This window comes from Idiomarina fontislapidosi (assembly GCF_003226255.1).
In the GTDB taxonomy this organism is placed as follows: Bacteria; Pseudomonadota; Gammaproteobacteria; order Enterobacterales; family Alteromonadaceae; genus Idiomarina; species Idiomarina fontislapidosi.
The window spans coordinates 194,222-206,899 of the sequence record NZ_QJST01000002.1 but is presented as its reverse complement, the minus strand read 5'-3'; the positions used below and the strand labels follow the sequence as shown (position 1 = coordinate 206,899).

Sequence of the window (12,678 nt, the reverse complement as noted above, 5' to 3'; positions counted from 1 at the left end):
TTAGTTTGGAGGAATAAACCATTAAAGGCGGAAAAAGAACTCAGAAAAGCGCTGACAAAAATCGTATCAATGACGAAATTCGTGTTAATGAAGTTCGCTTAATTGGCACGGAAGGTGAACAGATCGGTATTGTAAGTATCAATGAAGCTCTTGAAGCAGCAGTCGATGCTGGTGTTGATTTGGTCGAAATGAGTCCAAATGCTGAGCCACCTGTCTGCCGCCTTATGGATTACGGTAAGTTTCTCTACGAAAAGAGTAAAGACCAGAAAGAGCAGAAGAAAAAGCAGAAACAGATTCAGGTTAAGGAAGTTAAGTTCCGACCTGGCACAGATGAGGGCGACTACCAGGTAAAACTGCGCAACCTGCGTCGTTTCCTCGAGGGAGGTGACAAAACTAAAGTCACTATCCGTTTCCGTGGCCGGGAAATGGCACACCAAGAGTTGGGTATTGAGTTATTGAATCGTGTTAAAGACGATTTAGATGAAATCTCAACTGTTGAGTCGTTCCCTAGAAGGGCCGAAGGTCGCCAGATGATTATGGTTCTGGCACCGGCTAAGAAGTGATTGTGGTACACAAGTAGTGCAGCTTAGGTTGCACTCACCCTGTCACACTTTTAATCAACAATGCGGAGTTTTATTTCATGCCAAAAATGAAATCAAACAAGGGCGCGTCAAAGCGCTTTAAAAAGACTGCTTCAGGCGGTTACAAGTGCAAGCAATCTCACTTGCGTCACATTCTGACTAAGAAGACACCTAAGCGTAAGCGTCAGCTTCGCGCGAAGAGCATGGTCCACGAGGCCGACGTCAAATTAGTCGATCGTATGTTACCATACGCGTAAGGAGGGATTAGCAAATGGCACGAGTTAAACGTGGTGTGATCGCGCGTGCGCGTCACAAGAAAGTCCTAAAGCAGGCGAAAGGTTATTATGGTGCTCGTAGTCGCGTATATCGCGTTGCGGTACAGGCAGTTACTAAAGCAGGTCAATACGCTTACCGTGACCGTCGCAACAAGAAACGTCAATTCCGTCAATTATGGATTGTTCGTATCAATGCGGCAGCGCGTCAAAACGGTTTGTCTTACAGCCGCTTTATCAACGGTCTTAAAAAAGCATCGGTAGAAATCGATCGCAAAATCCTTGCCGACATCGCTGTTCATGACCAAAGTGGTTTTGCAGCCTTGGTAGAAAAGGCGAAAGGTGCACTGTAATCGGCAATAAAGGCTTTGCCAAAAACCGATAAACAGATTTAAAAGGGAGCCAATTCGGCTCCCTTTTTTATGGCTTTTTCGTTAGAATAGAGCTTTCGTAATTTGCATGATAGGTTGAGGGAACGAATGCAGTTAGAACAAATCGTTGAACAGGCGCAGCAAGCTATTGCTGAAGCTGATTCGCCACAAGCACTGGATGAAGTGCGTGTTGAATATATGGGCAAAAAAGGTCGCTTAACCGAGCTGCTTAAAGGCCTTGGTCAATTGGACCCTTCTGAACGTCGCGAAGCTGGGCAAAAAATTAACCAAGCGAAGCAACAGGTTCAAAGTGATATTAATGCACGCAAAGAGATCCTAAAAGCAGCAGAGCTTGAGGCTAAACTCGATGCAGAGCGCATTGATGTAACGTTGCCAGGCCGCGCTAGCCAAGTGGGTGGCGTACACCCAGTGACACAAACCATTCGCCGCATCGAAGCTTTCTTCGGCGACTTGGGCTTTAGTGTAAAGCAAGGTCCTGAAGTTGAAGACGGCTTTCATAACTTTGATGCGTTGAACATTCCAGCGAACCATCCTGCACGCGCAGACCACGATACGTTCTACTTTACTCCCTCAACGATGCTAAGAACGCAAACTTCGGGTGTGCAAATCCGCACTATGGAAGCAGAGCAACCTCCGTTACGAATTATTTCACCTGGTCGCGTGTATCGTAACGATTATGATCAAACTCACACCCCGATGTTCCATCAGGTCGAAGGCTTGATGGTGGATAAAGATGTCAGCTTTACACAGTTGAAAGGTATTTTAGAAGACTTCCTGAATCACTTTTTTGAGGAGTCTTTAACAGTTCGTTTCCGTCCTTCTTATTTCCCATTTACAGAGCCTTCTGCTGAGGTCGATGTGATGGGCAAAGATGGTAAGTGGTTAGAAGTATTGGGTTGCGGCATGGTTCACCCTAATGTGTTACGGGCAGTCGGTATTGATCCTGAACAATACACAGGATTTGCTTTTGGCATGGGTGTTGAACGATTGACAATGTTGCGCTACGGCGTCACTGATCTGCGTGCGTTCTTCGAGAACGATCTGCGATTCCTAAAACAGTTTAATTAAGAGGGCGGCGAACATGAAATTTAGCGAAAATTGGCTAAGAACTTGGGTCAACCCAGACATTTCGAGTGAAGCGTTGAGTGAACAGCTCAGCATGGCTGGTCTTGAGGTCGATGGTTTAGAGCCTGTCGCCGCCGACTTCCACACGGTCGTTGTTGGCAAAGTAGTGGAATGTGGTCCACACCCCGATGCAGACAAGCTTCAGGTCACTAAAGTTGATGTCGGCGATGGTGAATTGCTTGATATCGTATGTGGCGCGCCGAACTGTCGTAAAGATTTAATGGTGGTGGTTGCTAAAGTGGGTGCGGTATTGCCTGGTGATTTCAAGATCAAAAAAGCAAAACTGCGCGGGCATCCTTCACACGGCATGCTGTGTTCATTTAAAGAACTTGGCCTAATTGATGATCATGATGGGATTATCGAACTGCCTTCAGACGCGCCGATCGGCAAAGATTACCGTGATTACCTTGGGCTTGATGACCTGAGTATTGATATCGATTTAACACCGAATCGTGGTGACTGTTTAAGTATTCGTGGTATCGCACGGGAGGTCGGTGTACTGAATAACATCGATGTGACAGAGCCGACATTTGAGACGGTTGCAGCCACCCTTGAAGACACTAGGGCGATTCACCTTGATGCGCCTAATGGATGTCCTCGTTACTTGGGACGCGTAGTAAAAAATGTCGATGTTAAACAGCAGACGCCCTTATGGATGAGCGAGAAATTACGTCGCAGTGGTATTCGTAGCATTGATCCTGTGGTTGATATCACCAACTACGTATTGTTGGAGCTCGGTCACCCGATGCACGCGTTTGACCTCGATCGTGTTCAGGGCGACATTCATGTGCGCTATGCCAACAAAGGTGAGCGCTTAACTTTACTCGATGAGCAAGAAGTTAAACTCGATGACGACGTGTTAGTTATTGCCGACGACAAACAGGCATTGGCTATGGCAGGCGTTTATGGTGGTCTCGACAGTGGTGTTACCGAGGGCAGCCAACATATTTTCCTCGAAAGCGCGTTCTTTGCGCCTGACGCCATTTTAGGTAAAGCGCGTCGCTTTGGTTTGCATACAGATGCTTCTCACCGTTATGAACGCGGTGTTGATCCTGAATTGCAGCGCCAAGCTATGGAGCGCGCTACCCAGCTATTGGTTGAAATTTGTGGTGGTGAGGCTGGTCCTATTGTAGAAGCTAAGTCAGATGAGCATCTACCTAAACCCGCTGATGTCACCTTGCGTGCAGCACGTTTATCGAGCGTGTTAGGTATTGATATCGAAACCGACCGTGTGACTGAAATCCTTAAACGGTTGGGTTTTGCAGTGCAAGTAGGCGAGGGGCAGTGGCAGGTTCAGGTGCCGACTTATCGTTTTGATATTGCGATAGAAGAGGATCTCATTGAGGAGGTCGCTCGGGTTTACGGCTACAACAACATTCAAGCGGCGGCGCCCGCGGCACAATTGCGTATGCGTCCGCAACAGGAAGCATTAATCAGCACGCATCGTTTAGTGGACGCCATGATCGAACGCGGCTATCAAGAAGCCATTACTTACAGCTTCGTGGATCCAAAACACCAAGCAGCGTTATTTGATGACAGTGCTTCGTTGACGTTACCACACCCGATCTCAGTAGAGATGTCGTCTATGCGCCTGAGTCTATGGCCAGGGTTGCTGAATGCGTTAGCGCATAATCAAAAGCGTCAACAATCGGTGCTTGCCTTTGTTGAGACCGGACTCCGCTTCGTTCCTGACGAGCAGGCTGAAAACGGGGTTAATCAACAGCCAATGTTTGCCGGCGTGCGCTCAGGTAAAGCTTTTGGTGAACACTGGTCTATCGATGATCGTAATGTTGATTTCTACGACGTAAAGGGTGATGTAGAAGCCTTATTGAAAAAGTCGGGTGTGGATGACATTCGCTTTGTAGCGAGTGAACACACGGCGCTGCATCCAGGGCAATCGGCTGCAATCTATCGTGGTGAGCGTTGTATCGGTTTTATTGGGGCGTTACACCCGCAATTTGAAAAAGCATTTGGCTTAAACCAACGGGCGTTTGTATTTGAGTTGGAGCTTGATGCGATTAATCAGCGCAGTATTCCTACCGCGCAACCAATATCAAGGTTCCCAAGTATTCGTCGTGACTTAGCGATTGTTTTAGATGAGCGGATTGCGGCGGGTGAGGTATTAACTACGCTGAAGAATATTGGCGTTAATCAATTGATTGACCTAAACTTATTTGATGTTTACCAAGGCGAAAATTTGCCAGAAGGTAAACGCAGTTTAGCTCTTTCTGTTACGCTTCAAGATAATGAAAAGACACTTGAAGAAACCGAAATTAACGGCATTATGGAAAGGCTCGTATCGACGTTACAGTCGGAGTTTGATGCAACCTTGAGGGATTAGTATATGGCGCTGACTAAAGCAGAACTCGCTGAGGTACTTTTTGACAAGTACGGAGTAAGTAAGCAAGACGCTAAAGACTTGGTTGAAGCGTTTTTTGAAGAAGTACGTTCTGTTTTAGAGTCGGGGGAAATGGTGAAGTTATCAGGATTTGGTAACTTCGAACTCCGGACCAAAAATCAGCGCCCGGGTCGCAATCCTAAAACCGGTGAGGACATTCCTATTTCTGCTCGCCGAGTGGTGAGTTTTAAGCCAGGACAAAAGTTTAAAAGCCGTGTAGAAAACACAAAGCCCGAGCAATAGCTCGGGCTTTTTTGTTACTTGTTATTAGCGCTTTTTAGCGAAAAAACAAGCTACTGAATGGGTTTAACAGACGACTAATGCCTGATGTAAAAAATAACGGTGCGTCTAACGTTGCTAGTGTTAAGCAATCCTCTGTTGCGGTGCGGGGCGTATGCTTACGATCCGCATCCAACAAAATGAAATCACCGTCATAATAAGCATCGTGTTCATCGTTGAACACACCATCAATGACCAGTGTGGCTTCCTGCCCTTTATGGCTGTGCTCAGGTACTTGTGCACCTGGCTCCATATAGATTAAGTTAGTTTGTCCATCATCTGACAAGTTAACAGGTGCGCGCCATAATTTACCCACTAAATGTGTCCATTCACCAATACGGTGCGCGTTGTGCGCCAAGGTAGTGGGTAGGTTAAAGCGACGACCCTCGAGGCTGATTAAATCTTCTCGCTGCACTGCTGGTTTCACTTGCGAGTTAAAAATCGCCTCTAACATTTGATCGCACTGAGACTTTGACATGGACCCCTTATCGGGTGCACATATCGTCTCAACGATGCTATCTAAATGCTTCTTACACAATTCTTCCTCTATCTCACAAACCGTTTGTTTGCAGATAGAGCACATATCAATATGTGTTCCAACAACTAACGTCATTGATGCACTAAGGTCGCCTGAAGCGTACTGATACAGAATTGCCTCAGAAGGATGTGACTTAATCATGCTCAACTATTAACTCTTTCAATTTTTTTAATGCAAGGCGCGTACGAGACTTAACCGTGCCCAATGGAATTCCGAGCGAGTCTGAAACTTCCTGTTGCGACTTACCCTCGACATAAATTTTTTCTACTACGATTCGTTGCGCGTCTGGCAACTGGCCATAGTAGTGAGAAATTTCTTGTAACAGAATATCTTGGTCCAATGCATAATCATCGTCCAAGTTATCGTTTTGTTCGGCCAAAATCGGCCAAAGCTCGTCTGCACTTATATCATCTTTACGCTTTTTATTCTTTCTTAATAAATCGAAACGAATATTACGTGCGATGGTGAAAATCCAAGTAGAAGGAGAGCCCTTATCCGCCTTGAATAGATGGGCTTTATGCCAGACGTTAGTCATGGTTTCTTGCACCAAATCCATTGCGGTTTGCTCATTACCAAACTGGCGCGTTCCGTAAGCTTGGAGCTTGGGCGCAAAATGCGAAAACAATTCGCTGAACGCTTGACGGCTACGTGACTCTGCAATTTGTGCTAGAAGTTGGGCAGCCTTTTCTGCAGTGTCCTGCTGGGATGTGGTCATAACTCCCCGTTGTGAAGTATGAGATGTCACCGTTTGCATAACTAGACCTGCTATTGTTGTTAGTTCGTATATCTAACTACGAGAACAAGTTTAATTTTGGATCAGTTTATCTCAAAAAAATTACGTAACTAAGTTTAGCAGATAATCAGCAACTTGATCACTTGATTGAGATTTAATTAAATCTTGTTTGGTATGAACGTCAAGGGGAAGGATTTCTAACCAGCGCTGACAAACCCAGTCGAGGCGGTCAAACGCCTTTTCATTGTATAAATCACCCAGCTCAGGATACACCGTATAAATTTCTTCCAATCGTTCTCGTAAGACGGTTACTTTTTCAGTAATGGGCTGTTGTTGCCACAGCGGCAAGGTTTCCACATCCCCGACTCGCAAACCGTCTTCTTCAAATTCATGATGGGTTATTTCAACACGCCGAGCGCCTTCAACGGTAATGCCAAGAAAGCCATCGTTAAGCATTTCAAAGTCAACGATGTTTACAGCTGTACCGTAGGGCAGAATGTAGTCAGGGTCATATTTATCAATGCCAGGGTCAAACATGCATACGACAAACTCGCTCTGGTTTGCCATGCACTGTTTCACCAACCTTGTGTAGCGTTGTTCAAAAATCCGTAATTTAAGCTTCCCATTCGGCATCACATGAGCCGTCAATGGAAAGAGAGGTAAACGCTGCACATTGTCCATAAGATACAACAATCCTGAATATTGGTTTATTTAAGATGCTTTACGCATGTCTATTCTGCTTGGATCTAAATTTGTACAACTTAATCAAACCTTTTTTGCTTTAAGTCCGTTATGGTAGTTGTCAACACAGATGCAACAATATATAGAATGTATTAAACGTATGTAAACTAATGGAGTTTTGATGCGCCTTAAAGTTGGAATAAGCGCCTGTTTACTAGGTGATGAAGTGCGTTTTGATGGTGGTCACAAGCGCTCACCTTTTTGTGAAATTGAGCTGGCTAAACATGTCGAGTTCGTAAAATTTTGTCCAGAAGTCGGCATTGGTCTACCTGTGCCGCGACCGACGATCCGGCTTGAGTACCAGAACGAGCAAATACGCGCAGTCATCCCAAAAACGGGAGAGGACGTCACTGAATCATTGCGAGGGTTTGCGGATAAAGTGAAACCCAAATTAAAGGATTTATCCGGCTATGTGCTGTGCGCAAAGTCGCCAAGCTGTGGGATGGAGCGGGTCAAGTTGTATGATCCCAAAACGGGTAGCGCGCGCAAAGAGGCAATGGGGTTATTTGCTGAACGTCTGCATCAGCTAGAACCCGCACTACCGTTGGAAGAGGATGGTCGATTAAATGACCCTCATTTACGCGAAAACTTCATCTTACGAGTCTTTTTATACGGCCGATGGAAAGCGCTTCCTCAGCCAATGAGTAAGGCAGCACTGTTAAAGTTTCATACACAAGCTAAATTGATTTTGATGGCGCATAACCAAGCCGAGTATCGCGCAATCGGTCGTGAAGTGGGCGAGGCTAAGTCGGTCGATGAGGCGTTTTGTCAACGCTACATCCTGCAGGTGATGAGAGCACTTAGTAAGCCTGCCTCACGACGTAACCACACCAATGTATTGCAGCATATTCAGGGCTATTTTAAACAGTACTTGGACAAGGAACAAAAGCAGGAGTTAAGCCAATTAATTTTGGACTACCACGATGGCACGCTCCCGCTCATGGCGCCGCTGACATTGATTAGACACTATCTACGTGAATTTCCTAGCGATTATTTGGCAGAACAGTGGTATGTCACGCCATACCCTGAAGATTTAAAACTAAGATATGGGTTGTAGTTATGGCGGCAGTGGTTTGGTTTAGAAGTGATTTGAGAACAGTGGATAATCCCGCTCTGGATGCCGCGTGTGAAAATCACGATAAGGTATATGGCATATTTTTAGTACCGCAAGAGACCTGGGTAGCTCATGATTGGGCACCAATAAAAGTGGATCTGTGGTGGCGGCATTTAGCCGAGTTCAAAGATGAGCTTGCAGAGAAGGGAATAGGTTTTTCGGTATTTGTCATCGACCGCTTTAATCAAAGTGGTGCCAGGATAGCTGACTTTTGCGAGCAACACGGCGTCACTCGTGTTTATGCCAATCGCGAGTACCCATTGGATGAGGTGAACAGGGATAAGCAAGCGCAGGCATGCTTTCAACAACGCGATATTGAGTTGAGTTTATTTGACGGCAACCTATTGGTGGCGCCTGCGCACGTAAAAACCAAGCAAGGCGGCTACTATAAGGTATTTACCCCGTTTAATCGTGCCTGGCGCACGGAAGTGAACAAACGAGATGATTGGGCGACATCGCAGTGGACGGTTGCTGACACTGTCGATACGGCGACAGAAATACCTCCGTGTCCGTTAGAACGTAAAGACAGTCAGGCGTATCCCGTTGGGCGGCAGGCGATCATGGGTAAGTTGGGTCAATTTATCGAACACCAAGTAGCTGATTATAAGGCAAAACGCGATCAGCCTTCAGTGGACGGAACCTCAATGATGTCCGCATATTTTGAGATGGGTGCGATTGCTCCTAAAACGGTGGCACGGGCGTTGACTTCATTATCACCTGAGTTTCCTTACGGGCTTGAACCGGGCGCTGATACCTGGTTAACCGAAGTGGCTTGGCGAGAATTTTACCAGCATCTGATGTTCCATGAGCCACGCCTGAGCAGGGGTGAAAACTACCAGACCGAAACGCAAGGTCTTCCATGGCGTGAGGCTGAAGACGACTTTCAAGCTTGGTGTGAAGGGCGTACAGGCTTTCCTATCGTTGATGCGGGTATGCGTCAACTCAATGAAACCGGCTGGATGCATAACCGCCTGCGCATGATTGTTGCTAATTTTCTGGTCAAAGACTTATTGATCGATTGGCGCAAGGGTGAGCAGTATTTTATGCAGAACCTTATCGACGGTAGTTTCCCTGCTAATAATGGGGGCTGGCAATGGAGTGCGTCTGTAGGCACCGATGCCGTCCCGTATTTCCGTGTTTTTAACCCTGTTCGACAAAGTGAGAAGTTTGATCCCGACGGAACCTACATTCGTACTTGGGTTAAAGAGCTAGCGGATGTACCAAGTAAACATATTCATTGGCCGCATTCGTATTTAAAACAGCGTAAAACGGGGTACGTGTCTCCGATAGTGGACCATAGCGAGGCACGTGAGCGATTTTTATCGACGTTTAAGCAGGTGAAAAATGGATAACAAAGCATTAGTGGAAAAGCTCAAAAATTTTTACGAGGAATTTTCAACTGATCAACTCAATGAACTCGATTTAATTTATCATGATGAGGTGGCTTTTAATGATCCGATCCACCAAGTTGTAGGCCTCGAGGACTTGCGTAAGTACTTCGAACACACCATGGAAAATGTTGAATATTGCCACTTCACATTTGAAGATGAGGTCGTTGGTGAAGAGCAAGCATATTTAAGTTGGCAAATGCGTTTCTCACATCCGAAGCTCGCCAATGGGCGAGAAATCGTCTTACCAGGTGTGTCTCATGTTCGTTTTGACGACGGTCAGATCCGGCTGCAAGAGGACCACTACGATCTCGGGGCGATGTTGTACGAACATGTACCTCTCGTAGGGTATGTAATCGATAAAATTAAACAACGATTGGTGTCATCATGAAGATCTTAATCACCGGTGCCACAAGTGGCATCGGTCAACAGCTGGTTGCAGATTACGCGTGTGAAGGGCATCACGTTATCGCCTGCGGGCGTAATGCCGAAGCGCTCAAGAAATTGGCCGATGAGTTTCCCGACTACGTCGAAACATTGCAATTCGATACAGTCGACAGGGAAAAAACCATTGAGTTACTCGGTTCAATTAACCAAATTGATGTCGCCATTCTCAGTGCAGGCGTTTGCGAGTATTTAGATATTGATTCGTTCGACGCGCAGCTATTTGAGCGCGTGTTTACAGTTAACGTGCAAGGCACGATGAACTGCGTTCAAGGTTTACTGCGTACCTTGCAGCCGGGCTCGAAGTTAGTTTTAGTGGGCAGTCTGGCGCGTTTGTTGCCGTTCACCCGTGCTCAGGCTTATGGCGGCTCAAAGGCAGCTATCCATTATATCACTCGATCACTCGAAGTTGACCTCGCACCCAAGGGTATTCGGGTACTGTCGATTTCACCGGGCTTTGTAAAAACACCGATGACCGATGCGAACGATTTTGAGATGCCCATGCGTGTCTCCGTTGACTATGCGTCGCAGCGTATCCGCAAGGGGATTGAGAAAAACAAACGTGATATCGGTTTTCCTACCATTTTCACGCTGATGTTAAAAACGATGTCGATTTTGCCTCAAGCATGGCAAGTGGCGATCAGTAAACGTATGTCGAAGGGAAATGAATGAAAATAGCAGTTGTAGGTAGTGGTATTGCGGGTTTGACGACGGCATATTACTTAACTGATCACCATGAAGTCACCGTGTTTGAAAAAAACGATTATATTGGCGGGCATACCAACACCGTTAAAGTCGACGATAAAACCGGTACTGTCGGTGTTGATACTGGGTTCATCGTATTTAACGATAGAACGTATCCGCGCTTTAAACGCCTGATGACAGAGGTTGGGGTCGCATGGCGTGACACCGAGATGAGTTTTAGTGTGCAAGACCCAGAGACTGGGCTCGAGTATAACGGCCATACGTTACTGACGTTGTTTGCACAGAAACGTAATCTGTTTCGACCTAAGTTCTATCGACTGTTGAAAGGGATCGTGGCTTTTAATGAGGCTGCAAAGAAAGCGGCACACGAAAACGATGACAATGACCACATTACTCTGGGTGAATTTATTGAGTCGCTGGATTTAGATGAGCAAGTGGCAGACTACTATTTGTTGCCAATGATTTCAGCGATTTGGTCATCAAGTATTAAAGACGCATATCAGTTTCCGCTTGGCTTCTTTTTGAGGTTCTTTTTGAACCACGGCTTGCTCGATATCACTAACCGACCACAGTGGCATACCATTGAAGGTGGATCGAGTGCCTACATTCCAAAACTTACGGCAAAATTTAGTGATCGTATTCGTCTATCCCAAGACATTACTGCAGTCCATCGCACTGAAGAGGGCGCATCATTAACCTTTGCTGACGGTCATACGGAAGCATTCGATCGGGTGGTGTTTGCGTGCCATAGTGATCAAACGTTGGCATTGCTGGCTGATGCCAGCGACGACGAGAAGCAAATCTTGGGTAGTATCCCATACAAACTTAATGAAGTGGTGCTACACACGGATCGTGCCTTGTTACCGTTACGCAAAGCGGCGTGGGCTAGTTGGAACTATCGCTTACGCGTCGGGGAAACCGCTCAGCGTGAGCCCAGTTCAGTGACCTACAGTATGAATATCTTGCAGGGGCTTAAGACACATTCGCACTATCTGGTTACCTTAAATAATAGTGAGGCGATAGACCCAGATAAAGTCATTAAGAAGTTATTCTATGCGCACCCTCAATACAGCACTACCTCGATGGCAGCGCGCAAGGACAGAGACCGAATCAATGGGGTTAACAACACGTATTTTTGTGGTGCCTATTGGTATAGCGGCTTTCATGAAGACGGAGTGCATAGCGCCATTGATGTGGTTAATTTGATTGCTCCGGAGCTAGAGATAGATAATGGATAGTGGTATCTATTGGGGGGATGTATTTCATGAACGCAGAACCCCGAAACACCATCAGTTTAATTACCGCTTTATGCAATGGTGTCTGTGTCTGGACGAGTTAGATGAAATCCATCAGCAAAGCCGTTGGCTCAGTACCCGCGGCTTTGCGCCGTTGTGGTTTAGACGTAATGATTACCTGAGAGGTTCGACAGGCGATCTTAAAACCGCTGTGCTCGAAAAAATGAACCAGTTAAACCCGCGTGCGCTAACGGGGCGCGTTTGGTTTGTCGGTAATTTACGTACATTTGGTATCTATTTTTCGCCACTTAACCTCTACTTTTTGCAACAAGGCGAGCAGTTTACCCACGTGCTCGCTGAAGTGAGCAATACGCCTTGGCTCGAACGTCATTACTATTTAATCGATCTAGCTGACGCGGTGCCCGAGCACGCTAAAGCTTTTCATGTCTCACCATTTAATCCTATGGATATGCGTTATCGGTGGTATATTGAACCGCCAACTAATGACTTGTCAGTGACCATAAAAGCCTGTCGTGAAAAGGCTGAGTTCATTGCCGGGATGAAGTTGTCTAGAAGTGAATTAAACCGTACATCGATAAAACACGTAATGAAGAAAATGCCGTTTATGGCGCTACGAATAATGGGTGGAATTTATTGGCAGGCGTTAAAGCTTTTCGCAAAACGTATTCCGATTTATGACCATCCTAAAACAAAAAAAAGTAAGACCAGATAA

The 12,678-nt window shown here is 46.1% G+C and carries 15 protein-coding genes; 12 read left to right on the top strand and 3 right to left on the bottom strand.

The genetic code is table 11. The annotated features are described in order from the left end of the window. Positions 1 to 20 precede the first annotated feature (20 nt). The 6 genes from infC (at position 21) to DFP83_RS03550 (ending at position 5,011) form a co-directional block, all read left to right on the top strand. Complete coding sequence (gene infC, locus DFP83_RS03575; protein WP_110573240.1) at positions 21 to 563, top strand: translation initiation factor IF-3; 543 nt, start codon at positions 21 to 23, stop codon at positions 561 to 563. 77 nt (positions 564 to 640) lie between these two features. Beyond that, positions 641 to 838 carry a 50S ribosomal protein L35 gene (gene rpmI / locus DFP83_RS03570; protein WP_006955398.1) on the top strand — a complete coding sequence of 66 codons (198 nt, stop codon included), beginning with the start codon at positions 641 to 643 and terminating at the stop codon, positions 836 to 838. Between the two features lie 14 nt (positions 839 to 852). Then, positions 853 to 1,206, top strand: coding sequence for a 50S ribosomal protein L20 (gene rplT, locus DFP83_RS03565; protein ID WP_006955397.1), 354 nt, complete (start codon positions 853 to 855; stop codon positions 1,204 to 1,206). 126 nt (positions 1,207 to 1,332) lie between these two features. Continuing rightward, positions 1,333 to 2,313 carry a phenylalanine--tRNA ligase subunit alpha gene (gene pheS / locus DFP83_RS03560; RefSeq protein WP_110573238.1) on the top strand — a complete coding sequence of 327 codons (981 nt, stop codon included), beginning with the start codon at positions 1,333 to 1,335 and terminating at the stop codon, positions 2,311 to 2,313. 13 nt (positions 2,314 to 2,326) lie between these two features. Next, the gene (pheT, locus tag DFP83_RS03555) at positions 2,327 to 4,711 is read left to right on the top strand and encodes a phenylalanine--tRNA ligase subunit beta (RefSeq protein ID WP_110573236.1); all 2,385 of its coding nucleotides are present in this window, start codon (positions 2,327 to 2,329) and stop codon (positions 4,709 to 4,711) included. 3 nt (positions 4,712 to 4,714) lie between these two features. After that, the gene (locus DFP83_RS03550) at positions 4,715 to 5,011 is read left to right on the top strand and encodes an integration host factor subunit alpha (RefSeq protein ID WP_110573234.1); all 297 of its coding nucleotides are present in this window, start codon (positions 4,715 to 4,717) and stop codon (positions 5,009 to 5,011) included. 34 nt (positions 5,012 to 5,045) lie between these two features. Here DFP83_RS03550 and DFP83_RS03545 read toward each other — a convergent pair whose 3' ends face one another. The 3 genes from DFP83_RS03545 to DFP83_RS03535 form a co-directional block, all read right to left on the bottom strand. Continuing rightward, positions 5,046 to 5,726: a ChrR family anti-sigma-E factor gene (locus tag DFP83_RS03545; RefSeq protein ID WP_110573232.1), complete on the bottom strand. Its 681-nt coding sequence runs from the start codon at positions 5,724 to 5,726 to the stop codon at positions 5,046 to 5,048. Further along, entirely contained in the window at positions 5,719 to 6,339 is a 621-nt protein-coding gene (locus DFP83_RS03540; RefSeq protein ID WP_110573230.1) for a sigma-70 family RNA polymerase sigma factor, read from the bottom strand. Before DFP83_RS03540 ends, DFP83_RS03545 begins: the two co-directional genes overlap by 8 nt. An 81-nt stretch (positions 6,340 to 6,420) precedes the next feature. Next, the gene (locus DFP83_RS03535) at positions 6,421 to 6,999 is read right to left on the bottom strand and encodes an LON peptidase substrate-binding domain-containing protein (RefSeq protein ID WP_110573228.1); all 579 of its coding nucleotides are present in this window, start codon (positions 6,997 to 6,999) and stop codon (positions 6,421 to 6,423) included. Between the two features lie 181 nt (positions 7,000 to 7,180). On the opposite strand from DFP83_RS03535, the gene DFP83_RS03530 reads away from it, so the two are divergent. The 6 genes from DFP83_RS03530 to DFP83_RS03505 are packed head-to-tail and all read left to right on the top strand — an operon-like array spanning position 7,181 to position 12,678. After that, positions 7,181 to 8,116, top strand: a complete 936-nt coding sequence (locus tag DFP83_RS03530) for a YbgA family protein (RefSeq protein ID WP_110573226.1) — start codon at positions 7,181 to 7,183, stop codon at positions 8,114 to 8,116. Positions 8,117 to 8,118: 2 nt separating this feature from the next. Further along, complete coding sequence (locus tag DFP83_RS03525; protein WP_110573224.1) at positions 8,119 to 9,525, top strand: cryptochrome/photolyase family protein; 1,407 nt, start codon at positions 8,119 to 8,121, stop codon at positions 9,523 to 9,525. Further along, positions 9,518 to 9,952: a nuclear transport factor 2 family protein gene (locus DFP83_RS03520; RefSeq protein ID WP_110573222.1), complete on the top strand. Its 435-nt coding sequence runs from the start codon at positions 9,518 to 9,520 to the stop codon at positions 9,950 to 9,952. The genes DFP83_RS03525 and DFP83_RS03520 overlap by 8 nt, the downstream gene beginning before the upstream one ends. Next, the gene (locus DFP83_RS03515) at positions 9,949 to 10,677 is read left to right on the top strand and encodes an SDR family NAD(P)-dependent oxidoreductase (RefSeq protein WP_110573219.1); all 729 of its coding nucleotides are present in this window, start codon (positions 9,949 to 9,951) and stop codon (positions 10,675 to 10,677) included. The genes DFP83_RS03520 and DFP83_RS03515 overlap by 4 nt, the downstream gene beginning before the upstream one ends. Continuing rightward, a complete protein-coding gene (locus DFP83_RS03510; RefSeq protein WP_110573217.1) occupies positions 10,674 to 11,948 on the top strand; it encodes an NAD(P)/FAD-dependent oxidoreductase in 1,275 nt (424 codons plus the stop codon). Before DFP83_RS03515 ends, DFP83_RS03510 begins: the two co-directional genes overlap by 4 nt. Further along, positions 11,941 to 12,678, top strand: a complete 738-nt coding sequence (locus DFP83_RS03505) for a DUF1365 domain-containing protein (protein ID WP_110573215.1) — start codon at positions 11,941 to 11,943, stop codon at positions 12,676 to 12,678. The genes DFP83_RS03510 and DFP83_RS03505 overlap by 8 nt, the downstream gene beginning before the upstream one ends.

Coding starts and splice junctions, on each gene's coding strand:
- DFP83_RS03515 (WP_110573219.1), top strand. CDS start 9,949: ATGAAGATCTTAATCACCGGTGCCACAAGTGGCATCGGTCAACAGCTG.
- DFP83_RS03520 (WP_110573222.1), top strand. CDS start 9,518: ATGGATAACAAAGCATTAGTGGAAAAGCTCAAAAATTTTTACGAGGAA.
- pheT (WP_110573236.1), top strand. CDS start 2,327: ATGAAATTTAGCGAAAATTGGCTAAGAACTTGGGTCAACCCAGACATT.
- DFP83_RS03550 (WP_110573234.1), top strand. CDS start 4,715: ATGGCGCTGACTAAAGCAGAACTCGCTGAGGTACTTTTTGACAAGTAC.
- pheS (WP_110573238.1), top strand. CDS start 1,333: ATGCAGTTAGAACAAATCGTTGAACAGGCGCAGCAAGCTATTGCTGAA.
- DFP83_RS03530 (WP_110573226.1), top strand. CDS start 7,181: ATGCGCCTTAAAGTTGGAATAAGCGCCTGTTTACTAGGTGATGAAGTG.
- rplT (WP_006955397.1), top strand. CDS start 853: ATGGCACGAGTTAAACGTGGTGTGATCGCGCGTGCGCGTCACAAGAAA.
- DFP83_RS03535 (WP_110573228.1), bottom strand. CDS start 6,999: ATGGACAATGTGCAGCGTTTACCTCTCTTTCCATTGACGGCTCATGTG.
- DFP83_RS03545 (WP_110573232.1), bottom strand. CDS start 5,726: ATGATTAAGTCACATCCTTCTGAGGCAATTCTGTATCAGTACGCTTCA.
- DFP83_RS03510 (WP_110573217.1), top strand. CDS start 10,674: ATGAAAATAGCAGTTGTAGGTAGTGGTATTGCGGGTTTGACGACGGCA.
- DFP83_RS03540 (WP_110573230.1), bottom strand. CDS start 6,339: ATGCAAACGGTGACATCTCATACTTCACAACGGGGAGTTATGACCACA.
- DFP83_RS03505 (WP_110573215.1), top strand. CDS start 11,941: ATGGATAGTGGTATCTATTGGGGGGATGTATTTCATGAACGCAGAACC.
- rpmI (WP_006955398.1), top strand. CDS start 641: ATGCCAAAAATGAAATCAAACAAGGGCGCGTCAAAGCGCTTTAAAAAG.
- DFP83_RS03525 (WP_110573224.1), top strand. CDS start 8,119: ATGGCGGCAGTGGTTTGGTTTAGAAGTGATTTGAGAACAGTGGATAAT.